Genomic DNA, 25,156 nt, shown 5'->3' with positions numbered 1-25,156 from the left:
AATGTCGGAGGGGTCACACCCGTTCCCATCCCGAACACGGAAGTTAAGCCCTCCAGAGCCGATGGTACTCCGCGGGAAACCGCGTGGGAGAGTAGGTCGCTGCCGGATTCTTTTTGAAAGCCCCTGGTGCCGCAAGGCGCCAGGGGCTTTGTCTTTGCGGGCTTGTGCCTCCACCTGGCTTGCGCGTGATCCGCGCTCGCGGGTGTCTGTCTTTGAGGCTCAACCCAGCAGCCGCACCGCGAGAAAGACTGGCAGGGCCACGTAATAGAGCGCCCGGCAGGTCCACTCCGCGCCAGTGCGTACGTTGCGTGCCCACCGCGGGCCCAGCCATGCGGCGCCGAAGCAGAGCGTCTCGGCGAAGGCCCTCCAGAAACAGCCAAACAACAGCAGGGCCAGGAACACGGGCAGCCAGGTGCGCGCGAAGGACGTGAGGTATGCCGTCCATCCGTACATCTGGAGCTCTCCGAACGGGCCTCCGAAGGAGATGTACTGGTGCGCCCGGAAGAAGATGCCGGCGAGCACTCCGGGCACCAGGCCGTACTTCAGGGTCCAGTCGTACCAACGCCTCCGCCACTTCTCGCTCCGCGCTTGTGCGTAGCGCACCCGCGGATCATTTCGTGCCGCTCCCAGCGTCCCTATTGCCTCGAGCAGGGGCATGGGCGCCTGTACCTCCAGGCCGTAGTCGAAGGCCCTCCCCGTGCGCAGCCGCAGAGTCAGTCCCGGGCCTGGAATGGGCAGACGCCAGGGGCGGATGGACTCCAGTGCTTCGAAGGGGAGCTCGAAGTGCGCTCCCCCTGCCTGGGTGAGCACCAGTCCTTCTGGCCGGACCGTGACCGTGGCCCTCGTTCCCAGCTGCAGCAGGCGCAGCGCGATGAACGGCAGGACGCCCCCCACCACGAGTCCTGTCGCCAATGGACCGGGCGCCAGCGTCTGGGTGCCCGCGAGCACGTCCTTGAACAGCAGCGCGGTGAAATAGCAGAGCGTGCCCAGCACCGTGACGTGCAGGAGCGCTCCCAGGGCGCGCAGACGGGGTGTGAAGGCGTGGATGCGGAAGGGGCCGGACGCGTCGACGGTCATGGGAGGGGCATGGCCGCGCGCGCATTGCTTCGATGCGAGCGGCTTCCGTAGCATACGCACCCCGGAGGCCCCTCAAAACATGCGTTCCCCGCAGCCTGCCCCTGAGCGTCGCACGGATTCCGATGGCGTGACGCGGGTGACGCCCTCGCGAGAGTCCTCAGGCGGGGTGGGCTCCTGGCTCATCGGTGGAGCCGTCGTCATCACCGGCCTGTGCGTGGCGCTTTGCCTCTGGTGGCTCTCCCGCCCCGTGCCTGTCGAGGACCTGCCCCCCATCGTGGTTGCCGAGCGCCCTGCTCCGGTGGTTCCCGCCCCGGAGCCCGCGCGCCCCTCCGTGCGCCCTGCGGTCGCGCGTGTCGCCGCGCCCCTGCCCGTGGAGGAACCTGCTCCCATGCCTGTCGATGACCCGTCGCCTCCTCCCGAGGGCAAGAGCGGGACGGCCCTGTACCAGCGCGGCACCAAGCCGTTGAAGAAGGGGCTCGTCGTGCCCGACGACTTCGAGCTGCCCCCTGGCTACATGCGCCACTACCAGACGACGGATAACGGCCAGCCGCTCGCGGCCATCCTGATGTTCCATCCGGACTTCACGCCCAGGGATGCCAACGGGCAGCCCATCCCCATCCCCGAGAACCGCGTGGTGCCCGAGGAGATGGCTCCCCCGGGCATGCCCCACCGGCTGCTCGAGATTCCTGTCGAGGACGAGGACTCGCAGTGACGTCCGCGAAGGGGTGGGCCGGGGCGCTCCTGGGCGTCGCGGCGACCACCGTGCTGTTCGCGGCGTTCGGACAGCTGCGCCCCGGTTGGGTGTGGCTGGGCGTGGTGGCCATGGCGCCCTGGCTCGCGGCCCTGGACGGGGTTCGTTCTGCTCGCGCTGCCGTGGGGCTGGGCGTGCTGCTGTCCGTGACGTTCACCGCGGCCGTGTTCGGCTGGTTCCCGGGCGCCATCGCGGCGTACTCTCGTGCTCCATTGTGGCTGTGCTGGGGCGTGTTCCTGCTCATCGCGCCCGTGTTGGAGCTCCAGTTCATCACCGCCGCCTGGGTGCGGTGGTACGCGCGCCGGCGGGTGGCGGACGTGCCGCGCCTGGCGTGGGTGCCTCCCGTGCTCACCGCGTTCGTGTATGTGGGCACCGAGTGGTTCACGCCCAAGCTGTTCGCCGAGACGCTGGGCCACGCGCTCTATGCCTCGGAGACGCTGCGCCAGGGCGCGGACGTGGCGGGCGCTCCGGGGCTCACGTTGGGCCTGCTGCTCATCAACGAGTGTGTCGTCTCGGTGGTGAAGGGATTGGTTTCCCGGCGGGGCTTGCGGCTCAGGCCGGTGGTCCTCGCGGTGGTGCTGGCGGTCGTGGGCTGGGGCTATGGCTGGGTGCGGCTGGGGCAGGTTCGCTCGGCGGTGCACTCGGCTCCGTCGCTGGTGGTGGGCGCGGTGCAGGCGAACATCACCAACATCGAAAAGCTGGCCGCGGAGCAGGGCACCTACGAGGTCGTTCGCAACATCCTGGATACGCATTACGCGATGTCGGAAGCGCTGCTGCGCTCGGGGCCGCTGGACCTGCTGGTGTGGCCGGAGACGGTGTATCCGACGACGTTCGGTACTCCGAAGAGTGAGGACGGCGGCGCGCTGGATGATGAGATCCGCTCTTGGGTGGCGGAGCGTGGCGTCCCGCTGGTGTTCGGCACCTACGACCTGGACGGCGAACGCGAGTTCAACGCCGCCATGTTCCTGGGGCCCTCCGCGACGGGCGAGTTGGCGCAGGCCACGTACCGGAAGACGATGCTGTTCCCGCTCACGGAGTGGGTTCCGGATGCGGTGGACACGCCTGCCCTGCGCGCCATGCTTCCGTGGACCGGTCGATGGAAGCGCGGCCCGGGGCCTCGGTTGGTGGACTTCCGGATCAACGGCGACCGTGTGCTCAAGGTCGCTCCGCTCATCTGCTACGAGGCCATCTTTCCCAACTATGTCGCGGCGGAGGTGCGCCAGGGGGCGGACCTGATTCTCACGCTGTCGAATGACTCGTGGTTCTCCGGCACTCCGGCGCCCCGGCTGCACCTGATGCATGCGGCGTTTCGCAGCATCGAGACGCGCACGGCTCAGGTGCGGGTGACCAACTCAGGCATCTCCGCGTTCATCGACCCCGCGGGGACGTGGACCTCCGAGCTGGAGGACAACCAGCGCGCTGGCACCGTGATGCGTGTGCCGGCGGCGGATCGGCTGAGCTCGCTCGCGGGGGCCTGGGGGGACTGGTTGGGGCCTGTCTCGCTCGTGCTGGCCGTGGTGCTGGGGATGTGGATTCGCCGGCCCGTGTGACGCCGTGCTCAGGCGGCTTCGGTGTGCTGGGCGGGGAGCCGCGCGTCCGCCTTGGGCTTCTGGGCGATGACCTGGATCTCCCTGCGCAGGTGCGTCAGCCGGCAGACCTGGACCCAGGCCCAGAGGAAGGCGAAGCGCGCGTACTCGTAGGGGGCTCGCAGGCCCTTCGCCAGCCTGCTCCGGAAGATGTCCTTGCCTGCCTTCACCGGCTGCATCCCGGCCCTGGCGCAGGCGTCCGCGAGGTTGTGCTCGTAGAAGTAGACGTGGTGCTGCCAGCCTCGCCGGTCCGGGCGGAAGGAGCGGCCCTTCCGGGGCATCACGATGATCTTGTAGTAGGCCGCGTCCGGCACGATGACGAAGGCCACGCCTCCTGGTCGCAGCACGCGCTGGATTTCTCGCAGCCCGTCCATGGGCTGATCCACGTGCTCCAGCGTGTGCTTCAACGTGATGATGTCGAAGGACGCGTCCGGGAACGGCAGCTGGGTCAGCGAGCCGTATTCGGCCGTGTAGCCTCGCTCGCGGCAGAGGTTCACGGAGAACTGTGAGTAGTCCAGTCCCGTGGCCTTCAAGCCTGCTCGCTGCGCTGCCTCCAGCACGTAGCCCGCGGAGCACCCCACATCCAGCAGGTCCTTCGCGTGCGGCGCGTACTCCAGGCACACCAGCACCTGCCGCAGGCACTTGCGCACCCGGTGGTCCCAGCGGCTCAGGTACTTCGCCCGGTTGTGCTTGAAGTACTTCTCCTCGTAGCCCTCGCCCAGGCCCGGCTTCTGCTCTCGCTTGTAGATGAGCCCACAGCCCGTGCAACGGCCGTAGCTCAGCTCTTGGAACGCAACCACCGGTCGGGATCCGGTCTCATTGCAGACAGGACAAGCGGAGTAGAAGGGTGCGAGCATTTCGCGCCGCACCATCGGGCTTCGCGTTCCGGAGTGTCAATCCCACCCACCGGGCCCTTGGCTCAGTGCGCGGGGGCCCGCTTCGCCAGCCTCAGCGCACCCAGGGCGACCAGGGCGGGGATGGCGACTCCCAGGGCCATGGGCCTCGCGGTGCCGTCGTGGGTGGCGCTCACCGTCGCGGAGGCTCCTGCCGCCAGCATGAACTGCAGCGCTCCCAGCACCGCGGACGCGATGCCTGCCTGCTTCGCGTGCTGCTCCATCGCCAGGGCTGTCGCGTTGGGGGTGATGGCTCCCAGGGTGGACACGAACACGAACAGCGACAGCGCGATGCCCCACAGCCCGCCAAAGCCTGTCGATGCCACCGTCACCAGGACCAGCCCCGCCAGCGCGGCGATGCGCACCGCCTGCTTCAACACCCGCTCCGGCGAGGAGCGCGCCAGCAGCCAGTGATTGAGCTGCGACACCGCCACCAGTCCCGCTGCGTTCGCTCCGAAGAACCAGCCGAAGTGCTCCGGCTTCACGCCGTGCAGCGTGATGAACACGAAGGGCGAGCCGCCGATGTACGCGAACATCCCTGCCTGCGCGAGGGCCGCCGCCAGCGCGGGCCCCAGGAAGTCTGGCGCCTTCGTGATGCTCCACATGGCTTGGAAGGGTTTGGCCGGGGACGCTCCGCTCCTCGGGGGCGCTGTCTCCGGCAGGATGGCGAATGCAGCTCCCAGCGCGATGAGTCCGATGACCGCGTGGCTTGCGAAGATGGCTCGCCAGCCCGCGGCTCGCAGCACCCAGCCGCCCAGCAGCGGGGCCAGGATGGGCGCCAGGCCCATCACCAACACCAGGCGCGACATCATCCTCGCCGCCGCTGCTCCCGAGTGCAGGTCCCTTACGACGGCCCTCGTGGTCACCATTCCCACCGAGCCACCCAGGGCCTGCACGAACCGGCAGGCCGCCAGGACGTCCGCTGACGGCGCGGTCGCGCAGCCGATGGAGCCCAGCACGTAGAGCGCCAGGCCCACGTAGAGCGGCTTCGTGCGGCCGAAGCGGTCGCTCACCGGTCCGGCGAAGAGCTGCCCCACCGCGAGCCCCGCGAAGAACGCCGCCAGCGTGCGCTCCACCTCTCCCGCGGTCGCTCGCAGCGACTCGCCGATGGAGGGGAACGCCGGCAGGTACATGTCGATGGACAGTGGCCCGAAGCCGATGAGCGCCCCCAGGAGGATGATCAGCCCCGCCCCCTCCGTGGAGCGGGACAGCTTGGGCGTGGCGGTCGTCATCTGGCGGTCCTCTTCCGGACTCGTGTCGGCGCTTCTTTCGGCGTCATCAGCACCCGGATGAGCTGGCGCAGGATGGCTTCGTCCTCGCCCGGGGCGTAGGTGGGGCCGCCCACGTGGGCGTTGAAGCAGCGGGCCTCCAGTGCTCCACAGAGCGCTTCCGCCGCGACCCGGGGCTCGGCCAGGTCCACCCGTCCGGCTCGCTTCGCCCGGGTGAGCCACTTCGTCAGTCCCTCTCGCAGCGCGACCGGGGGCGGGGTCTCCAGGTGCAGGGCCCTCGCGCCGCCCAGTGCCGAGTAGTGCAGCACGAACAACCAGGGCACCAGCTGGCGCAGGAAGTCCCGGTGGTGCAGCAGCGCTTCCAGGAGCTGCGTCTCGATGGACGCGGTGTCTTTCGGTCCTGGGGCCAGCAGCGCCAGCGCGGTGGGCGGGACGGGGCGGAGGGCTCGCGCCATCAGCGCCTCCTTGGTGCCCACCCGGTGCAGCAGCGCCGGCTGCGAGATGCCCAGCCGCTTCGCGATGTCCTGCAGTGGTGCTGACGGACCCTGTGCCAGGAACACGGCTCGGGCCGCTTCATCGATCTGCGGGTCGGTGACGCGTGGGGGACGGGACATGGCGCGAAGGGTTAGTTACTGACTGGTAGGTAATAAATTCGCGCCAGCCGTGCAAGGGGCCCGCTCTTGCGGGGCCCTCGCGTCAGCTTCCGAGGGGAATCAGATGCGGCCGGCCTTGAGCTCGCCCACCAGGTGGGCGCAGGCGCGGACGGTGAGGGCCATCATCGTCAGGGTGGGGTTCTGCGGGCCCTGCGAGGGGAAGCAGGAGCCGTCCGTGACGTAGATGTTGGGCACGTCCCAGCTCTGGTTGAACGGGTTGAGCACGGACGTCTTCGGGTCCTTGCCCATGCGCGCGGTGCCTACCTCGTGGATGGCCATGCCCGGCTCGGAGAGCTGCTTGTTGACCTTCTCCACCGTGCAGCCTGCCTCCTCCAGCATCTCCAGGCAGGAAGCGACGGCGTCCTCCGTCATCTTCAGGTCGTTGTCCGAGTGCCGGCACTCGATGTGCGCCGCCGGAATGCCCCAGCGGTCCTTCACCGTGGCGCTCAACGTGACGCGGTTCTCCTCGCGCGGGACCATCTCCCCGAAGGGCACCATGTGCATCTGGTCGTCGAAGGTGAAGACCTGCACGCCGTAGCCTCGGGCGAAGTCCGGGTGGCGCTCGGTGACGTTGCGGAACTGGGGGATGTACGCCCAGCCGTGCTCCTTCTGGTGGAGGTGCGCGGGCAGGTTCATCCGCGCCTCGATGCCTCGCAGGTACATGTGGTCCATCAGATGCTTGCCCACGAGCCCGGAGCTGTTCGCCAGACCGTCCGGGAACGCCCGGTTGCGCGAGTGCAACAGCAACCGCGTGGATTCAATGGTGCCCGCGGCCACCACCACCACCTTCGCGCGCACCTCCTCGGAGGTGCCGGAGTTCGCGTCGATGAAGGACACCCCCGTCGCCTTGCCCGTGTTCGGGTCGTGCAGGATGTGGCTGGCGATGGCGTGCGAGCGCAGCGTCAGCCGCCCCGTCTTCAGCGCCGCCGGCAGCGTCACCGGCGCGTTCGCGGTCCGCCGGGCCACGACGTGGCGGTCGGGCCAGCGGGCCTTCACCTTCTCGCGCAGGCGGACCTCGCCGGGGGACAGCGGCGCGGGGCCTTCGAAGACGGAGTCGGGCAGCGTGTCCACGCCGTCCGAGTTGCCTCGCAGGCCCATCCACCGCTCCACGATTTCGTAGGACGGCGCCAGGTCCGCGTGCGACAGCGGCCAGTCCGGGCTCAACCCGTCCAGGCTGCCCGCGTGGAAGTTGAAGTCAGACAGCCGGTAGAACTGGCGGCCGTGAGCCTTCACGCTGGTCCGCCCGCCCACCTGCCGCGCGCGAATCCAGGCGAACGGCGCGTCGGCCGGCGTGGTGTAGGGATTGTCCACATCATCCACGAAGGCGTGCGGATGGAACGGCCAGGCGAAGCTCGTGGCCTGGATGGACTGGCGCGACTTGCGGGCCGGGTCCGACTCGATGCGGTAGCCCAGCTTCTGCTTCACGCGGTGCATCAGGTGGAGCGCCCGGTCCGCGTTCGCGCCTCGGCCCGCCTCCAACACCAGCACCTGGAGCCCGGCCTCGGTCAGCTGCTTGGCTGCCCATCCACCGCAGGCCCCCGAACCCACCACCACCGCGTCATAGACCGTCTTCGACGTCTTCATGCCTGCTCACCCAGGACGGTCAATCTGCCGCCGCTGCTAAAGTTCGCCTAAATTGTAAATCAGGACCCTATTGGCGCCTATAGGGTCTAGATGTCTGGCGGGAGCCAACACAAGCCTGGGGCGGCGACTTCCGCCCTGGGTTACGGCTCGCTTGCTGTCGGCGAGGGGTGGACATGGCTGGTCTGTTGAAACGGATTCGGTGGGGGCGGGTGCTGGGCGTGCTGGTGTTGCCGTTGCTGCTGGTGGCGCTGGCGTTGGGGGGCCGCGCGGCGTGGCGCTCCGAGCAGTACTTCCACTATCCGAAGCCGGCCGCGGTGCTGCCCGCGGACTTCGGCTCCGCGCGCGAGGTGACGCTGCGCACGGACGATGGGGTGGAGCTGCGCGGCTGGTACGTGCCTTCGCGAAACAAGGCGGCGTGGGTGCTGGCACATGGCCTGTCGCAGACACGCATGGACCTGCTGCCGGAGGCCCGCGTGCTGCGCGACGCGGGGTATGGCGTGCTGCTGTTCGACCTGCGCGCGCATGGGCAGAGCGGGGGCGAGACGTCCACCTGGGGTGACAAGGAGCGCCAGGATGTGCGCGCGGCGCTGGCGTACGTGCGGGCTCAACCGGAGGTGGATCCGGCGCGCGTGGGGGCGCTGGGGTTCTCCATTGGCTCCGCGGCGGTGGCGGAGGTGGCGGCGAAGGACCCGCGGGTCGCGGCGGTGGTGCTGCTGTCCCCGTTCAACACGCTGTGGCTGGCGGCGGCGTATGACTTCCGCCGCTTCGGTGTGGTGACACAGACGGGGGCGCTGGTGCCGTTCTGGCGGCGAGGGATTGCCTTGGACGAGGTGCGGACCCTCGACGCGGTGGACCACATCAAGCCCCGGCCCCTGTTCATCGTCGCGGGGACGGAGGAGTCCGGGCAGCCGCTGCTGGATGAGCTGTTCGCGCACGTCGCGCCGTATGCGCAGACGTGGCGCATTCCCGGCGCTTCACACGGCAACTTCGCCGCTGCCGCGCCCACGGAGTATCCGCGTCGGCTGCGGGAGTTCGCGGACTCGGCGTTGAAGCCGGTGGCTCCCGCCGTGGAGACGCCCGTGGCTCCGGCCGCGGAGAAGAAGGCTCCGGCGAAGAAGCCTTCACGGCGGACGAAGAAGGCGGGGACCCGCTAGTTCCCCGCGCTACGCCTGGGCGGGCGGGGCGGCTTCGAGCTTCGCGAGCTGCTCCAGGTACATGCGGCCCTTCTCCGGGTCCGTCATGTGGATGAACGCCGCCATGCCCTTGAGCTGCTCAAGCGATTCGCCCTCGCGGCCCGGCTTGCCCTTCAGGCGGTTGTGGATGGCCGCGCGCAGGCGGCGCACCACGTCGCGGGGAACCCGGGCGGCGGGCGTGCCGTCCTTCGCCTCGTTCACCACGAGCCCCGTGACGCGCTGACGGCTGCCCTTGCGGGCGACCCGCGTCTTGTCCGGATGGACCGTGAAGCCCTCCGCCTCCACCACGTCCTTCACCCGCGCGAGCAGCACCGCCACCGGCGCTCCCTGCGCGCGGCGGGCCTTGGGCGCCTTCGCCTTCGTCCAGGAGAAGGTCAGGTCGTCCGCGTAGCGCGTGTATGTGAAGCCCAGCTTGCGCGACAGCGCCGACAGACGCTTGTCCAGGCGCAGGCACAGCGCGTTGGTGATGCCCGGTGAGGTGGGCGCGCCCTGCGGGAGGGCTCGCGGCCCCTTCGCCACGTGCAGCGTCTTGCCCCGGAAGGTCATGCGCTCGCGCGGCGCTTCCGTGGACATCAGCGCCAGCAGCGTGGAGGTGTTCTCCGGCAGGCCGCCCTTGCGCAAGAGGCCCTTCACCCGGCGCCAGCTCACGGAAGGGAAGAAGTCCTTCAGGTCCACCTTCACCAGCACGTCCGCGCCCCGGTGCGCCAGCGCGTTGGTGAGGATGGAGCGCCCCGCCACGAAGCCGTGCGCCGCGCCGTGCACCGGCAGCCGCTCCACGACGTTGGAGAGCACCCAGCGCTGCGCTTCCTTCAGCTCCGGCTTGGGCGAGGTGATGGTGCGCTCGCCGCCCGTGCGCTTGGGGATGCTCCACGTCACGTAGTTGGAGCCCGTGTCCACGTCGCGGTGGAACGCGAAGCCGCGCAGCTTGGACACGCTCAGGCCCAGCGCCTTGGCCAGGTCCTCCGCGTTGTTCAGCGGGGGCAGGCCGTTCTGGCGCGCGCGCTCCTCGCGGTGCTCCAGGTCGAACTTGTCCGGCAGGCCGGCTTCGCTCCAGAAGATGCCCACGCCCAGGTGGTTCACGTGCGTGGCCTTCCACGCCTCGTGGGCCTGGCGCTCCAGCGCGCGGCGCTCCACCGCTTCGGCCTTCTTCTTCTCCTTCCAGGCCGTCTTCTCCTTCTCCTTCAGCGAGGAGAAGTCGACTTCATCCGCGAGCGCGCCCTTCGCCACGAGCTGGGCGCGCACCCATGCGTCCGTGCCGCCGGCCTCGGTGATGGCCTTCCAGCGCGTGAGGAGGGCGTCGTGCGCGGCCTTCGCGGCCTCGCGCTTCGCGATGGTGTTGGGGGAGGCAGCGGGCGTGACTTCAGGAGCAGCCTGCGGCGGGGCGGCGGGGACGAACGACTCCAGCTTGGCGGTCATCGAGTTACCTTCGACGGGCGCGGCGGCTCAGGGAGGGGCGACGGAGACGAATTCGAGCGGTCGAGGGAGGCCAGGAAGGCACCACCAGCTCACCTGGGGCACGGTAGCCTCACCGGCTCTCCCCTCCCGAGCACTACCGTCGGGGTGGGAAAACGGCGGCTGCGTCGTTGGTTCCGCTTCCCGCCCCGACGGTAGTGCTCGGGAGGGAGAGAGCCAAGAACAGGCTACCTTGCGGAGAGTGTCCAGCATTTCAACCAGAACGGCGCAACGCCGTTCCTACGCTCGAGGCGTTAAGGCTGATGCGGTCCAGACCTCTCTCGACCACTCGCTATTCGGTTTTCGTCCGGCGCCACCATCCTTCCGGCCGCCCCGTCGGCGGCCGGGCCGTTGAGTGAGTGTTTACACCAGAGTCGAGGCCGCGTCGATGTAGCCGTCCGCGGTCAATTTCTCCAAACGGCTGAAGTACGCCGTCCGGGCTTCCGTGTCCGTGTCGAACCAGAGTCGCTGGTGGCGCGAGTCGCCCAGTCGGGGGCCCCACGTGAGGGCCACCACCTTGCCGTCCAGCGACACGCGATACACCTGCTCCAGTCCCGTGGCCGGGTCGCGGCGCACGTACGCGCGCGTCTCCGCGCGGATGAGCTTGCGGCCCTCCGGCGTCTGACGGAGCGCTTCCTCCTCGGCGCGGCGGCGGGCGTACGCCAGGCGCAGCGCGAGCATGTGTTCGCAGGGGCCTTCGCGCAGACCGGAGCGGCGGAAGTGCGGGCAGCCGCAGCTCGCGTCCTTCACGCGGCCCTCCAGGTCCATGGTGAAGCTGGGGAAGAAGCTGCGCACCGCCTCGCGGTCCACGACTTCGCCCTGGATGCGCGTGCCTTCGCCGACCAGGTCGTGCACCTGGGTGAGCTTCACTTCTCCCGAGCCCGGGCCGCCGTCGCCCAGCAGGCGGTGGGCGCGGGCCTCGCGCTCGTTGCCGTAGCGCAGCGCGGCCTCGTCCACCGGCGTGGGCATCAGCTCGCGCGGGCGGTAGGTGCTACGGGACACGTCGAAGAGGACGCGGCCTCGCAGGCATTCGAGTTGGAGCGCGGCGCGCACCTGATCCTTCGGTGCTCCCTCGTCCTTGGCCAGCACTTCGAAGGCGAGGGGACCGTCCTTGCGCAGGCGGTTGCGCAGCTGCTCCGCCAGACCTTCCGGCACGTCGCGCGGCATCAGCGCGTCGAAGGCGGCGGCGCTGGACCAGCCGCTCTCCGTCCAGCCGGTGAGCCCCAGCGTCAGCGTGGCCGCGCCCAGGTCGATGACCCAGAACACCGGCAGGCCCGGACCCAGGAGCTGCACGTGCACGCTCTTCGCGTGCGGCAACAGGCGCGCGAGCGCGGCGAGGCGCTGACGGCCGAAGGTGCGCACCACCGCGGGCGCGCTGCCCGTGTACACGCCGCCGTGGCACTCCAGCACCTGCTCCCAGGGCTCCAGCACCAGCCGGGGCGGGGCGCCGGGGACCAGCTCGAAGCGCAGCGCGCGGGGCGCCTTCTTCGAGCGGCGGGTGCGCAGCGCGAAGAGCAGGTTGTACAGGTCGATGGGCGCGATGGAGCAGGTGGTGGCCGGCAGCGTCGCGGCGGACTGCACCTGGAGGAAGCCTCGCAGCCACGCGTGGGGCACCTCCACCGTGCGCGGGGCTCGGGGCTCCGTGGCGGGGGCGGCCTTCGCGGTGGGGGCGACGTGGGCCTCCAGCATCACCGGGGCGTAGGCGCGCAGGCGGTCCAGCCGGGCGGGCAGGTCCTGCGGCACGTCCAGGAACGTGGAGCCGTGCGCGGCCTGGCGCTTGTCGAAGAGGCTGTTGTCGAAGGCGAGGCGCGCGTAGGCGCTCTCGTCGCGGGAGAAGACCTCCAGCGAGACCTGATCCGGATCCACCGTGAGGACGGGGTCCAGGACGGCGTCCTTCTTCTCCTCACCCTCCAGCGCGTTGTCGAGGAAGGCCTTCTGCGCTTCCCAGATTTGGGCGCTGGCGCGCTTGCCCTGCTTCATCAGGTACGCGAGGTACGCGGTGCGGTCGCGGCCCCGGTAGCGCAGGTCGCTGGAGAGCACCGCGAAGGCGGCGGCCAGCGCGTCTCGGAAGAGGGTGGGGTCCTTCACCTGGCCACTGACGCCCACGGTGCCTCGCGAGCCCTCCAGGGCCAGCTGCACGCGCGAGGCGTCCGGCGTGACGACCACGTCGCTCTGCGCGGCGTAGCTCAGCGCGACGGGATGACGTGCGGTTGCGGTGCTCACGACGGTTGACCTTCCTTCCGGGCGCGCTCAGCGGCCCGGCGTGCACGTTTGTGGGCGCGGTAGGCCGCCTTGCGCAGCTCCACCGACTGCGACTTGTCGAACGCCGCCGTCTTCAGCAGCGCCGCGGCCTCGTCTCCGCCCAGGCGTCCCAGCGCGGCCCAGGCGTCCTGCTTCACCTCCGCCTTCGGGTCGGCGGCCACGGACTTGAGCGGCTCCACGTCCTTCTTCGCCAGGAGCGCGGGGACCGCGAGCCGGCGGCCTTCGCTGGCCGTGAGCGCGGACGTGGCCACCTTCGCGCCCGTGGGGCCCAGGGCCACCGGGTCGAAGGGCTTCACCTCCAGCGCCCAGGCCGCGGACTGCTCCGGCACCAGCGCGGCCAGCACCGACGCGGCGGCGGAGCGCACGTTCGCGTCCGGGTCACCCAGGGCGGTGCGCAGGGCCTGCGCCTCGCTCGTGGCCTTCAGGCGGCCCAGCACGCGCGCCGCTTCCTGGCGCACGGCGGCGGGGGCCTGGGCCTCACCCTTGCGAAGGATTTCGGCGGACGTCGCGACCAGCTCCTTCGCGCCCAGCCGTGAGCCCGCCCAGAGCAGGCGCTCCCAGGCGGCGGCCAGCGGCTCCTTCTTCGGAGGCTGCGCGGTGGTCCACGCGGTGGCGGTGCGCCGTTCCGCGGCCACCAGCGCGCGGGTCAGTCCGGCCGTGTCCACGGCGCCGGCTTCGCGCGCGTCACCCGTCCAGGTGCCCACGAGCCGCGCGGCCTCCTCGCGGGCTTCCGGCTTGTCGTGGCCGAACAGTGCGATGACCTCCGGCACGGGCAGCGCACCCCGGCGGGCGAGGCCGCGACGCAGACGGAGGCGCAGCTCCACGTTGTCCAGCGTGGCCAGGCGGGGCACGAGCAGCGCCGGGTCGCCTTCGCTCGCGAGGTAGGTGGCGGCGGGCTCGGAGATGTCCTCGTGCTCGCTCTGCACGGCGAGGAACTCCACCCGCGTGCGCTCCTTGGGGAAGAGGACGTCCAGCGCCTTGCGCGCGGCGGCGCGGAGGTCGTCGTCCTCCTCGTTCAGCGCGGCGGCCAGGGCGGCCTCGGCGGCCGGGTCTCCGAGCTTCCCGAGCTGCTCCGCGACCGTGGCGCGCACGTCGTCGTCCGTCTCGCCGTCGGCGAGCAGCGCCTCCAGCTTCACCCGGGCGCGCTCCCCACCGATGGCGCGCAGACCGCGCACGCCGGCTTCCTGGCGCTGGAAGGCGGCGCCGTCCGTGGCCGCGGCTTCCACCTTCTCCTCGATGCGGCGGCGGTCTTCGCCATCCGGCATCCGGTTCGCGAGCCGGCCGAGCGCCTCGATGGCGGCGAACACCATGTCCTCTTCGGCCGGGGCGTCCGGCGTGCCTCCGCCCGCGACCGTCTCCAGCTCGGAGAGGGCTCGCACGTCGCCCAGGGTGCCCAGGGCGAGCAGGGCCCGGCCTCGCTCGTGCGGCTCACCGGCGCGCGCGTACAGCAGCAGGGGGCGCAGGGCGCTGGCGCGGCGCTGGTGCGCGACGCCTTCCGCCGCGGGCAGCATCAGCTCGCGGGCCCCGGCGCGGAGGATCTCCTCCAGCGGCTCCACCGCCGCGCCCTCTTCCACCACGCGCTTCGAGTAGTGCTCCACGGCCGCCGCGCGCACGGTGACGTCGCGGTCGTTGAAGAGCTGGACGAGCAGCGCGTCCTGGCCCTCGCTCTTGCCGTGCTCCAGCTCGCGGGCGGCGGCCTTGCGGACCTCCGGGTCCTGGCTCTTCACCGCCACGCGCAGGAAGCGCACCGCGAGCGCCGCGTCGCGCTTCTTCAGCTCGCGCTCGTGCTCCTTCAGCTTCTCCTGCTCCGCCGGCCAGGTGAGCTGCATCGCCGCCGTCACGCAGGCGAGGCGCACGGAGGGGGCTTCGTCCTCCACGCTCTGGCGCGCGAGCACGTCCAGCGCGTCCGCGCGGTGGGTGCGGCCCAGCGCTGCCACCAGCCGGGTGCGCTCCGGAATCTCCGTGGCCACCGTCAGGCGCGCGGCCAGCGCGGCCACGGCGGCGGAGGTCCCCAGGCGCGCCAGGGCCTCCTGTGCGCGGCGGGCCACGGCCGACGTCTCCGAACGCAGGAAGGTGCCCAGCACCTCCACCGCCCGGTCGTCGCCCCGGAACGCGAGCAGCTCCGCGGCGCGCAGCCGCAGGTCTTCGTGCTCGCTGCCCATTGCGCGGCCCAGGGCCTCCGTGACGCGCGGGTCGTTGGCTCCCGCGAGCCGCTCAATCACGCCCACGCGCAGGTCCGCGTGCTCGCTGCCCAGCGCGGCCAGCAGCGGATCCAGGCTGCCCGGCGGGCTCAGCTTCTCCAGCAGCTCGAAGGCGGACTTGCGCACCTCCGGCAGCGGGGAGTTCAGCGCCGCGGCCACTCGCGGACGGGCCTTGTCACCGCGCTCCGCCAGCTCCTCCAGCGCGGCGCGCGCCACGTCCGGCGACAGCGAGGCCAGGGCCAGCGCCAGCGGCTCGTCGCTGCCGGCGGGGTACAGTTCCTTGAGCCCCGCGAGCGCGGCCCGGCGCACGAGCTGGTGCGGATCCTCCAGCGCGCGCAGCAGGGCGGCCACCGCGGCGGACGTGCCCGCGTAGCCTTCCTGCGTGAGCTTCACCACGCGGTCCACGGCGTCGCGGCGGACGCGGTGGCCCTCCTCGTCACCCGCGGTCACCTGACGCAGCAGGCCCACGTAGGCTCCGAAGGCGAGGCGGCGCAGGTGATGACGCTCCGCCTGCGTCGCGTCCTTCGGCGTACCGGTGCCCGCGCCTTCCGCCGGCTTCACCGCGGAGAAGAGGCGGCGCAGCCAGCTCTTGCCCGTGGCGGAGGCCGTGCCCTGCTTCTCCGGCGTGGAGGGCTGGATGACGTGCGCGGCGCCCTCGGCCGTCTCCGGCTTCCAGGGCGCCTGGAGCGAGCTGGGCCGCGCGACCTTCTGCGCCTCGCGGAAGTAGTCCAGCGGCTTGTTGCGCAGCAGCAGCACCTGGGCCGCCGCGTAGCGCTGCTCCGGCTGACCGCTGGAGAGCGCCTCGGCGAGGCCAATCACGCGCTTCGCCCGCTCTTCCTCCGCGGGCCAGTCCTTCATGTCGCCGGCCTTCTCCGGACGCGGCGGCAGCAGCACCTCCACCAGGTGCGCGCGGTAGGCCTCCGGCTCCGTGCGCAGCTCCAGCGCGCGGGCCGCGGCGTAGCGCACCTCCGGACGGCCGCTGGACAGCGCGCTCGTCAGCAGGTCCGGCGGTCCACCCTCGCGGCTGGCGCGCAGGTCCCGCGCGAGCACGATGGCGAAGACCATCTCCTGCACCTCGCGCGCGGAGTCCTCCAGCCCGTGCAGCAGGCCGCCGTCGCCCTCGTGGCCCAGGGCCGCGAACGCGAGGATGGCGCCCAGGCGGATGGGCAGGTGCTCATGGCGCAGGTTTCCGGTGAGCACCGGCAGCGCGCGCACGTCACCCAGGCGGGCCAGACCGTCCGCCGCCCACGAACGCGCCGCCACCAGCGAGTGGCCCAGCGCGTCCAGCAGCGCGCCCTCGTCGCCCCGGCGGCTGGCCGTGGCGAGGCCGCGCGCGCCCTGCTCCTGGAGGTCCGTCACCTCGTGGGGCAGGAGCGTGGTGGCGTAGAAGCCCAAGAGGCGCCGCGAGCCCAGCGTGGCCAGCGCGCGCGACGCGCGGATGCGCAGGGGGACGAGGATGGCGGGCGGGTACATCCGCTCCAGGTCCTTGTCCGTGATGAGCCCGCGCATGGGCTCGATGATGTCCTCCGCGCCGCGCGGGGCGAGCAGCTCCGAGGCCCGCACGCGCACCGGCAGCGCCGACGCCGCGATGCCCGCGAGCAGCGGCCCGTTCTCGTTGGGGATGAGCTTGTCCAGCGCCTCCAGCGCGGCGAAGGCCACGTCCAGGTGCTCGTCCTGCACGCGCTTGAGCAGCGCGGAGCGCATGGCTTCCGCCGGGGCGTGCACGGAGGCCTTGGCGGCCTTCTCGCGCAGGGCCGGGTGCGGGGTGTTGAGCGCGGCCAGGTGCGGCTCCGCCTTCTCCTTGCCGGCCAGCTTCACCCACGCCTCGTAGGCGGCGGTGGCCACGCCCGCGTCGCGGTCCTCCACGGACTTCTTCAGCCGCTCCAGCGCCCAGTCGTCGGTGCCCTTCTGCGCGAGCACCTCCACCGCGCGGGTGCGCAGGTCCGGGAAGCGGCCCGCCAGCGCGCGGTCCAGCGCCTTCACCGGCTCCTGGTCGTTCCACGCCCACAGCGTGCGGAAGGCCTCGCCGCGCACCTTGGCGGACTCGTCCTCCAGCGCGTCGCCCAGCAGGCCTTCCGCGCCCTCCGCCTTGGCGCCCAGCTTCACCAGCCGGTCCAGGCCGCGCACGCGCACATCCTCGTGACCGGAGCGCAGCGCGGCCTCCGCGGCGGACAGCGGCGCATCCACGTCCAGCGCCACCACGGCCGCCAGCGCCGCGGCGCGCACGTCCCCGTCCGCGTCGTCCAGCATCCACACCAGCCGCTCGCGGGCGCGCGGGTCCTGCAACGCCTGGAGCGCGGTGGCCGTCTCACGGCGGATGGCGGCGTCGTCCTCGCGCGACAGCTGGAGCAGCGCGCCCAGGGCGCGGCCGTCACCCAGCTGCGCCAGCACGCGCGCGCCACGCACTGCGGTGTCCGGCATGCGGCAGGCCATGGCGGCGAGCAGCGGCTCCAGGTCCGCTTCCGTCAGCGCCGTGCCGGCGGCCGTCTTGCCGAAGAGCTGCTCGCGCGAGGCGGCCAGCTCCGCGTCGGTGGTGGACTTCGCTTCCGTGTCTCCGGCCGCGCGCTTCGCCTGGAGGGTCAGCATGCGGGTCACTTCCCGCACCGTGCGCGCGAACTCCTCGTCCTTCGCCTCCAGCGTGGCGGCCAGCGGGCGGCGCTCCAGCACCCGCACCGCGAAGGCCACGCGGCGCACGTCCCGGTCCGCGTCGTCCAGCGCGCGCGCCACCAGCGGCTGCAGGCGCGGGTCGCCCAGCAGGCCCGCCACCGACGCGCGCAGCAGCACCTCCACCTTGAGGGCCGCGGGGCCGCGCTCGAAGGCGAGCTTCAGCGGCTCCGTGCTGCCCTTGGGCGACACGGTGGTGAGCGCGTCCAGCGCGGCGGTGCCCACCTCCGCGTTCGTGTCCGGCAGCTTGCTGGCGATGAGGCCCGGCACCAGCGGCGACACGCTGCCCTGCTTCGCCAGCAGGCGCAGGCCCTGCACGCGCGTGTCCACGAAGCGCGAGTCCAGCGCCACGCGGGGAGCCGCCAGTGGGGACTCCGTCTCCAGCTTCACCAGCGCGTCCAGCGCCGCGGCGCGCACCGTCTTGTCGTCGTCGTTGAGGCGGTCGCGCAGCTTCGGGCGCGCGGCGGTGCGGCCGTGGTTGCCCAGCTCCGTGGCCGCCAGCCGGCGCGCCGCGATGTCCTTGTCCGAGGACAGCACGCCCAGGACGAAGTCCAGCGCCTCCGGCTCCAGCAGGGCCACCGCCTCCTTCACCGCGGCCTCGCGGCGGGGGAGGGCGGCCTTCAGCGCCTCGTTGAAGACGTCGAAGCCGTGGCCGAACGCCGTCGTCTCGTCCGTGGGCTTGCCGTCCGTGCCCAGCGTGATGCGCGTGACGCGGCGGTCCTCGCCGGCCACGAAGAGGTAGCCCAGGAGCTGCTTCGCCTGGCGCGGGTTCGCCGGGGGCGCGAAGGCCACCGCGTTCAGCGCCTTGCTGCCCAGCTCGAAGGTGCGCGGCTTGCGGCGCTCGTCCAGCCGCCAGACCTTCAGCTTGCCGTCGCTGCCCACGGACGCGATGCGCTCCGCCGGGTCCTGGCCCGCTTCCGCCTGCGGCGTGGGCGGGAACACCAGCCCCAGCACGGAGCCCGCGTGGCCGCTGTCCTTGTCGCCGCGAACCTCGAACTCCACCGCGCCGACCAGGTAGCCGATGCGCAGCTTGCCGTCGTCACCCGCGGAGACGAGCCGCCCGTCGCGCGGGGTGAAGGCCAGCGCCCGCACCGCGCCCTCGTGGCCCGGCATGTCCCGGCGCGCACCCGTCGCCACCGTGAACGAGCGCACCACGCTGTCATCGCCCGCGCAGGCCACGTACGTGTGCGTGGGGTCCACCGCCACCGCGCGCAGCGGCTGCGAGGACGCGCTCCACTCCTTCAGCTTCTTCGTGCTCTCCCAGTCCCACGCGCGCACGAAGCCGTCCGCGCCGGCCGTGTAGAGCACCTTGCCGTCGGGGCTCGCCGCCACCGCCGTGCACCCGCCCGGGTGCGCGTTGTGCAGCTGGAACTTCACGGTGCCGTCGGTGAGCGACCCGAAGCGCACGGTGCCGTCCGCGCCCGCCGCGGCGAACTGCTCGCCGGACAGCGCCACGCCCAGGACGTGCGCGGGCAGCGGCGAAGTCCACAGGACCTTGTTGGATGCCGCATCGTACGCGGTCAGGCGGCTGTCGGCGGCGGCGCGGGTGCCGCCTACGAGCAGCAGGCGCGCATTGGCGGCGAGCGCACGGACCTTCTCGATGTTGCCGATGGAGAGGTTGGCCATGGTGTCGTTGTCCTAGATGCCGCCGAGCTGCACGCCCGGGTGTGCCGCACGCAGTTGCACCAGCGAGGCCAGGCAGCTCTGCCACTCGCCCTTCGCCACGGAGCCGGTGAACTCGCCCAGCACGGGCGCCACCACTCGCGCGAAGCTCTCGTCTTCCAGGCCCAGGTCGCGCACCAGCTCCACCACTCGGCGCTTGGCCACGCTCGCGGACAGCCGGCGCTGCACGTCGCCCTCGCGCGCTTCCTTCGCGCGCCCGGGCGGCAGGCCGAACATCATGCGCCGCAGGAACGTGCGCAGCGCCTCCACGTCGCCAAAGCGCGTGGTGCCACCCGCCTCGCGCTCGTCCTTGCCGCCGCCCGCGGGCTTCCAGCCCTCCGGCAGGTGCATCGGACGGTGCTTCTCCCAGAGCAGCCGCACCGCGAACAGGCCCACCTCGCGGTCCGCGCTCTGCATCAGGCCGGACAGCCGCTCCGCGCCGCCCAGCCGAGCGTAGTGTCGGCGGATGAGCTCCACGGCGACTTCACGCGTGCTGCGCTTGGTGGACTCCGTGAGCGCGAACACCTTGCCCGCGTCCAGCTCATCAGGCTGGAGCGTGTGGCGCGCGTCCGCGCCCGGCTCGCCCGCGTTGAGCAGGGCGTCGTAGGCCAGGTTGCGGATCTCCTTCGCGTCCGAGTCCGCCAGCTCGTACACGCGCGTCTGGTAGCCCCACGCGCGCAGCTCCGAGCGGGCGATGGTCAGCGCGAAGCGGCGCACGTCGTCGCGCGCGTCGAACAGGGCCGGCCACAGCCGCTCCGCCGAGTACGCCTTGCGCGGCGCGCGGGGGCGCAGCTCGTAGGACTTGGACTCCGGCTGCTCCGGCCCGATGCCCGGGTGGTGGCAGCGCAGGTACGTCTGCGCGAACGCGCGCACCGGCGGCGGCTGCTTCGCGCCCAGCGCCAGGTCGAACAGGCGCTCCAGGCCCGCGTCCGCGTCGCCCGTGTCGCTGAAGTCCGCGGGCACCACGTTCGCCAGCAGGTAGCGGTGCGCGAAGTCGTGCAGCTGCGGATCCGCCCGACGCGCCAGCGCCAGCAGCCAGGGGACCGTGAGCTGCCGCGCGGTGAAGAGCTTGCGGTTGCCCAGCAGCTCCAGCGCCGTGCCGCGGAACTTGCCGTTGAAGACGAGCGCCTTCACGCGCTCCACGTCCAGGCCCGGAAGGCTGTCCGCGCGGGTGAGCCACTGCGCCGCCTGACGGCCCAGGCGCGGGTGCGCCACCAGGTCCAGCAGCCACTCCGGCCCGATGTCCGCCGGCTTGTAGGTGGACAGGGCCTTCATCGCCGTGTCCTCCACGATGCGCTGGCGCGACGAGCGCTGCTTCGCCTCCGTCAGCGTCACCTTCCAGAAGTCCGCCGGCATCTCCCCGGCCGCGTACTTCGCGGAGACGTAGTTCTTCGCCCAGTCGAGCTGCTGCTGCTTGCCCCAGAGCAGCTCGCGCAGGAAGTCGTGGGTGATTTCCGCGCGGTCGAAGGACTGCTCCAGCGACTTCGCCGCGAACGCCGCGGTGGGCTTGGACACGAGCAGCCGGCCCAGGAGCGGCAGGCCCAGGTCGCGCGGCTTGTGCTTCTCCAAGGCGGCGGCGGCGAACTTCTGCACGTCGTCCGCGCCCTTCTCCACCAGGTCCGCCAGCCGGTCCGCGGCCAGGTCCTGCGCGTGGCCTCGCGCGTACTCGATGGCGTAGGCGCGGGCCTTGTCGCTGGGGGAGAAGAGCAGCGCGAGCACCGCCTCATGCAGCCCGGCCGCGCGCAGCTTGCCCTGGTGGAAGTCCGGCGAGCCCTGGAGCGTCTCCACCAGGAAGTCGTGCGCGCTGCCCAGCGGACGGCGCGCCAGGCGGTCCAGCCACGCGGGCGTCACCTTGCGCAGCGCCTCCGGGAAGTCCTTGCGCAGGCCCTGGATGGCGAACTTCGCGGCGGGGTCCGACTGGCACGTGTCCAACAGCCGCATCAGCGCGTCCGGCGAGCGCTTCCACGCGTCCGGGTACATGCGCTGCTTCACCATGTCGTTGGGCGGCTGGATGGCGAAGCGCGACGCGGAGTAGCCCTTGCTGTTGTGCGCCCAGATGTGGTGCGCCACCCAGCACTGCGACCACGTGGTGTCCAGGTCGTAGTGCCGCAGGACCTCCACCGCGAACTGCGGGTAGAGCTCCGGCACGGCCGCGCCCAGGTGCCGCAGGAAGCGCCACGCGCGGCGCTGGAGATAGGTGAGGGTGCCGCCGCTGACCTCGCGGTGACGGCGTCCGCCGCGCTCGGTGTCGAAGCGCCAGGCCAGCGCGCCGAACATCTCCGCGTCGTGGCCCGCCTCCGCCAGCTTGTAGATGCGCTTGAGGCCCGCCCACAGGCCGAACTTCAGCGGCGCTTCCTTCACCAGCGTGATGAGGGCGGCTCTCGCGGGCTCGGTGTTCTTCTCGTAGAGGGACACCAGCAGGTCCGCGAGCAGCAGGCGCGGCGGCAGCGGCACGTCCTTCTGCGCGAGGAAGCGCTGCCACGCCTCATGCGAGCCCTTGCGGCGGCCCGGCTTGTCGTCGCTCGCGCGCGCCTGCTCCAAGAGCTGCTTCAGCGCGTCGAAGGACAGCGCGCCCTGCGGCAGCGGCGTGTCCGACGTGCGGTCCGGCTGGTCGAGGAAGGCCAGCACGGACTCGGCCAGGTCCGGTGCCTCCGCCCTGGCCAGACGTTCGAGGTCTGCTGCGCTCAGCGCGTCACTCGGGGTCATACGTGGGGTTTAACACAGCTCCCCTGGACCGCGAGGCATGTCGGACCCGCCTCACCACGGAAGCGCGGGGACCTCCACCTCCTGCGTGTCCCGCGGGGTGCCCGGGCCCACCGTCACGTCCTCGCGGAACGAGAGCCAGCGTCCCTCACGTTCTTGCAACACGAGAAGCGTGTAGGGCCCGGGAGGGACGAGGACCCAGTGCCCTCCGATGCTGGGGATCAGCGCGGGGAGTGCCTGTTCGCGCAGCCACCGCACGTCCGTGGCGGAGGCCGATTCGGGCGGCGCGGGGACCCGGCCGGGGAGGAGGTAGGAGGTGCCCTGCCTGCCGCGCTCGCCCCAGCGCAGCTTCAGCATGCTCCCCGTCGTCGACAGCGGCAGGTCCACCCGGTTGACGCGATGGGGCTCCACGCGCACGACGCGAGGCACGGCCTTGCCGGTGTTCCCGCCCGCGATCTTCACCACGTAGTCGCCCGGGGCCAGGTCGCGGAACAGGGCCACGCCGTCCATCGCCGGGGCGGAGATTTCCTTCTCCGGGTTCGCCTTCGAGACGGCCGCCAGGACGTCCCCCGACGGCCGGCCCTGCGCGTCCCGCGCCGTGACCTCCAGGCGGGTGGAGATGGGCAGGCGCAGCTCCAGCGTGTCCTCGGTGGGGCCCACGATGCGCTCGAGCAGCGCGTGTTCCGCCTCCTGCGCGGTGAGCAGGTAGGGCCGGGACTCCACGGCGGGCAGCTGGAAGGTGCCGTCCGGGCCGGTGTCGACGTCCGCGAAGGAGTTGGCCTGCTCCGCGTTGGCGGCGTCCTCCGCCGGCAGCGACAGGGAGATGGACACGCCGGCCAGCGGGGCGCCGGTGGCGTCGTCCACCACGCGGCCCTGGATGATGTGGCCCGCCTCCATGCGCACCGTGCCCAGGTCCACGTTCCGGCCGGCGGGGACGTCCACGTCGCGCTGGGTGAGGGCGTGGCCCGGCGCCTCGAAGGTGAGGTGCTGGGGGCCGGGCTCGTCCACGAAGACGGTGAAGGCGCCCTTCGGGTCGCGCACCGCCTCTTCGTTCACGGTGAAGCGGGTGATGGGCGTGCCGTCCTTCCTGGCCAGGCGGCCGGTGATGCGGCCCTGGAAGGCGAGGGTGATGCGCACCTCCATGTTCCCCGCGCGGGCCATGAGCTTGGGGCCCTCCCGCTCCTCCAGCCATCGCAGGTGCCGTGCTCTCAGTTGGTCGAAGGTCTCGTTGTCCGGGCCCTCGTCGGGGTGGTCCTTCCGGGGCGGCTTGGGCCTCGCGTAGCCCGGCTTCTCCGCTGTCAGCTCGTAGTCCCAGTCGCGCACCAGCGGCTCCAGGACGAAGCGGCCGTCCGGGCCCGTCGTGGCGGAGAGGGGGGAGTACCCGCGGCCGGTGCTGTCCTCCTCCTCCTTCGCGACGGCCTCCACGGCGACGTCCGCCAGGGGCCGGCCCTCCGCGTCCACGACGATGCCGCCCGCCCGGCCGTCCATGTCCAGGCGCAGCGCCAGCTCCACGGTCTCCGAGCCGCGCAGCACCACGCGGTCGGGCAGGTGGCGCTCGTAGCCGCCCGTGGTGGTCCGCATCCACACGGCATAGGTGCCGGGCGGCAGGCCCTTGATGTCGAAGCGGCCGTCCTCGTCCGTGGAGCCCGCGAAGGTGGTGCGCTCGCCGCCGGACGCGCCGTCTTCTTCTTCTTTTCCTTCTGGAGGCTCCGGCTCCTGCCGCTCCAGGGAGACGTCCACCTCGTTGACGGGCGTGCCGCCCGAGCTCGTCACGGTGCCGCGCACGGTGGCGCCCGAGTCCAGGGCGAGCTTCAGGCCGGACGTGGGGGCGCGGACCTGGAGCGTGCGCGGCAGGTAGCCTTCGGCCTCGATGGTGAGGGCGCCGGAGAGGGGCTGGTCCACCTTGATGGCGAAGTGGCCCTCCTCGTCGGAGGTGGCGTCGAAGGTGAGGGGCGCTTCGTAGGACGGGGGCCTCAGGATGAACGAGCGCGCGTACACGGGCGGAGGCGCGCTGATCTTGCGCTTCCGGTCCGGGGGCTGCAGCGACAGGGAGGCGTCCACCACCGGCTGGCCCGCGGCGTTGGTGACGATTCCCTCCACGAGGATGGCGGGGGAGAGGACGAAGTCCAGCGCGGGGCCGCCCTGGGCGACGGTGCGGGTCTCGGTGAGGTCCAGCATCCGGTCCGCCTCCACCTGGAAGGTGTAGTCGCGGGCCCGGAGCGGGCCCAGGCGCACGCGGCCCTCCGCGTCGGTGGTGCCGAGTGCCTTGAAGCGGTGGGGGGCGATGTCCTCGTCGCGCTCACTTGGGAGGGCGGCGCTCACGTCGGCGTGGGCCACGGGGGCGCCGGCGGAGTCGTGCACGGTGGCCTCCACGTGGAAGACGGTGCCCAGGCGCAGCGTCACCGAGACCTCGCGCTGGTCCTCCCTGACCTCCACCGTCTCGTGCGCCTGGAGGCCGCCCTGCTCCGCATCCAGGGTGTACTCGTCGGGGGACAGGCCTTCGAAGGTGAAGCGCCCCTGGGCGTCGGTGGTGGCGACGAGATCGGTGTCGGCCACCGTGACGGTGGCGCCAGCGACGGGGTGCTCGCCGTCCACCACGGTGCCCACCATGCGCCGGGGCGTGTACAGCACCACGTCCTCCGGCAGGGGACCCACGGCCATCCCTCGCATCCACACGGTGATGCGTCCCTGCTGGGCGGCGAGCAGGCCATAGGTGTCGTCGGGCAGGGGGCCCACGGAGAAGCGGCCGTCCGCGCCGGTCCTTGTGTCGAAGAAGCGCGCCGTGCCCAGGTGCAGCACGGTCACCTGGACCTGGGAGAGCGGGGCGCCGTCATCGTCCACCACGCGGCCCGTGAGCGGCTGGCTGGCTTCGAGCTCCAGCGTCACGTCCCGGGTGCCGGAGGCGACGTCCTCCCGCAGCCCCGCGCCCTGGGCGCCCAGGGCCCAGAGGGTGACCGTCCCCTGGGGCAGGCCCTCCAGGGTGAAGGAACCGTCCTGCGCGGAGGTGGTGCGCGACAGGACGAAGGCACCGCCCCGGTGGGCCTCCACCAGCTCCCGGATCCAGAGGTTGGCGGGGGACAAGAAGCATTCCTCCGAGGTCAGGGACACGTCGGGCTCGTCCGCGTCACACGGCAGCTCCGTCAGGGTCTCCCCGGGCAGCGGGACGGAGGCGGAGACCTCGATGCCGGAGACGGGCCGACCCTGGAGGTCGACGACGCGGCCCTGGACCTCGAGGGCGCCCTGGGG

Annotated in this window: 13 protein-coding genes and 1 rRNA gene; 4 read left to right on the top strand and 10 right to left on the bottom strand. The window is 71.9% G+C overall.

The window, feature by feature from the left end:
• Positions 1-108, top strand: a 5S ribosomal RNA gene (gene rrf / locus D7W82_RS25200); the annotation flags it as partial.
• Positions 109-219: 111 nt separating this feature from the next.
• Here rrf and D7W82_RS25195 read toward each other — a convergent pair.
• The gene (locus D7W82_RS25195; RefSeq protein WP_120620790.1) at positions 220-1,077 is read right to left on the bottom strand and encodes a hypothetical protein; all 858 of its coding nucleotides are present in this window, start codon (positions 1,075-1,077) and stop codon (positions 220-222) included.
• A gap of 136 nt (positions 1,078-1,213) precedes the next feature.
• Between D7W82_RS25195 and D7W82_RS25190 the strand changes: the two genes are divergently transcribed.
• Both D7W82_RS25190 and lnt read left to right on the top strand, forming a co-directional pair.
• Positions 1,214-1,789: a hypothetical protein gene (locus D7W82_RS25190; protein WP_233587918.1), complete on the top strand. Its 576-nt coding sequence runs from the start codon at positions 1,214-1,216 to the stop codon at positions 1,787-1,789.
• On the top strand, positions 1,786-3,378 hold the full coding sequence (gene lnt / locus D7W82_RS25185; RefSeq protein WP_120620788.1) for an apolipoprotein N-acyltransferase: 1,593 nt from the start codon (positions 1,786-1,788) through the stop codon (positions 3,376-3,378). Before D7W82_RS25190 ends, lnt begins: the two co-directional genes overlap by 4 nt.
• An 8-nt stretch (positions 3,379-3,386) precedes the next feature.
• Here lnt and D7W82_RS25180 read toward each other — a convergent pair whose 3' ends face one another.
• The 4 genes from D7W82_RS25180 to D7W82_RS25165 all read right to left on the bottom strand — a co-directional run bounded on the left by D7W82_RS25180 (position 3,387) and on the right by D7W82_RS25165 (position 7,773).
• Positions 3,387-4,214, bottom strand: coding sequence for a bifunctional 2-polyprenyl-6-hydroxyphenol methylase/3-demethylubiquinol 3-O-methyltransferase UbiG (locus D7W82_RS25180; protein ID WP_158617722.1), 828 nt, complete (start codon positions 4,212-4,214; stop codon positions 3,387-3,389).
• A 119-nt stretch (positions 4,215-4,333) separates the two neighbouring features.
• The gene (locus D7W82_RS25175; protein WP_120620786.1) at positions 4,334-5,539 is read right to left on the bottom strand and encodes a multidrug effflux MFS transporter; all 1,206 of its coding nucleotides are present in this window, start codon (positions 5,537-5,539) and stop codon (positions 4,334-4,336) included.
• Positions 5,536-6,150 carry a TetR/AcrR family transcriptional regulator gene (locus tag D7W82_RS25170; RefSeq protein ID WP_120620785.1) on the bottom strand — a complete coding sequence of 205 codons (615 nt, stop codon included), beginning with the start codon at positions 6,148-6,150 and terminating at the stop codon, positions 5,536-5,538. Before D7W82_RS25170 ends, D7W82_RS25175 begins: the two co-directional genes overlap by 4 nt.
• Before the next feature lie 99 nt (positions 6,151-6,249).
• Positions 6,250-7,773: a GMC oxidoreductase gene (locus D7W82_RS25165; protein ID WP_120620784.1), complete on the bottom strand. Its 1,524-nt coding sequence runs from the start codon at positions 7,771-7,773 to the stop codon at positions 6,250-6,252.
• 185 nt (positions 7,774-7,958) lie between these two features.
• On the opposite strand from D7W82_RS25165, the gene D7W82_RS25160 reads away from it, so the two are divergent.
• Entirely contained in the window at positions 7,959-8,927 is a 969-nt protein-coding gene (locus D7W82_RS25160; RefSeq protein WP_233587917.1) for an alpha/beta hydrolase, read from the top strand.
• 9 nt (positions 8,928-8,936) lie between these two features.
• Here D7W82_RS25160 and D7W82_RS25155 read toward each other — a convergent pair whose 3' ends face one another.
• The 5 genes from D7W82_RS25155 to D7W82_RS25135 all read right to left on the bottom strand — a co-directional run.
• Positions 8,937-10,382, bottom strand: a complete 1,446-nt coding sequence (locus D7W82_RS25155; RefSeq protein WP_120620783.1) for a reverse transcriptase family protein — start codon at positions 10,380-10,382, stop codon at positions 8,937-8,939.
• A gap of 399 nt (positions 10,383-10,781) precedes the next feature.
• Positions 10,782-12,641, bottom strand: coding sequence for an SWIM zinc finger family protein (locus tag D7W82_RS25150; protein ID WP_120620782.1), 1,860 nt, complete (start codon positions 12,639-12,641; stop codon positions 10,782-10,784).
• Positions 12,638-19,171, bottom strand: coding sequence for a HEAT repeat domain-containing protein (locus D7W82_RS25145; RefSeq protein ID WP_120620781.1), 6,534 nt, complete (start codon positions 19,169-19,171; stop codon positions 12,638-12,640). The genes D7W82_RS25150 and D7W82_RS25145 overlap by 4 nt, the downstream gene beginning before the upstream one ends.
• 12 nt (positions 19,172-19,183) lie before the next feature.
• On the bottom strand, positions 19,184-21,913 hold the full coding sequence (locus tag D7W82_RS25140; RefSeq protein ID WP_120620780.1) for a hypothetical protein: 2,730 nt from the start codon (positions 21,911-21,913) through the stop codon (positions 19,184-19,186).
• Positions 21,914-21,964: 51 nt separating this feature from the next.
• Positions 21,965-25,156, bottom strand: a 3,192-nt coding sequence (locus tag D7W82_RS25135; RefSeq protein ID WP_120620779.1) for a carboxypeptidase regulatory-like domain-containing protein, incomplete at its 5' end; no start/stop codon positions are given.

The sequence above is a fragment of the Corallococcus sp. CA049B genome (genome assembly GCF_003611685.1).
GTDB classification, from domain to species: Bacteria; Myxococcota; Myxococcia; order Myxococcales; family Myxococcaceae; genus Corallococcus; species Corallococcus coralloides.
Note: the sequence above shows the minus strand (reverse complement) of the source record. Positions and strands in the feature narration are given on the sequence as shown.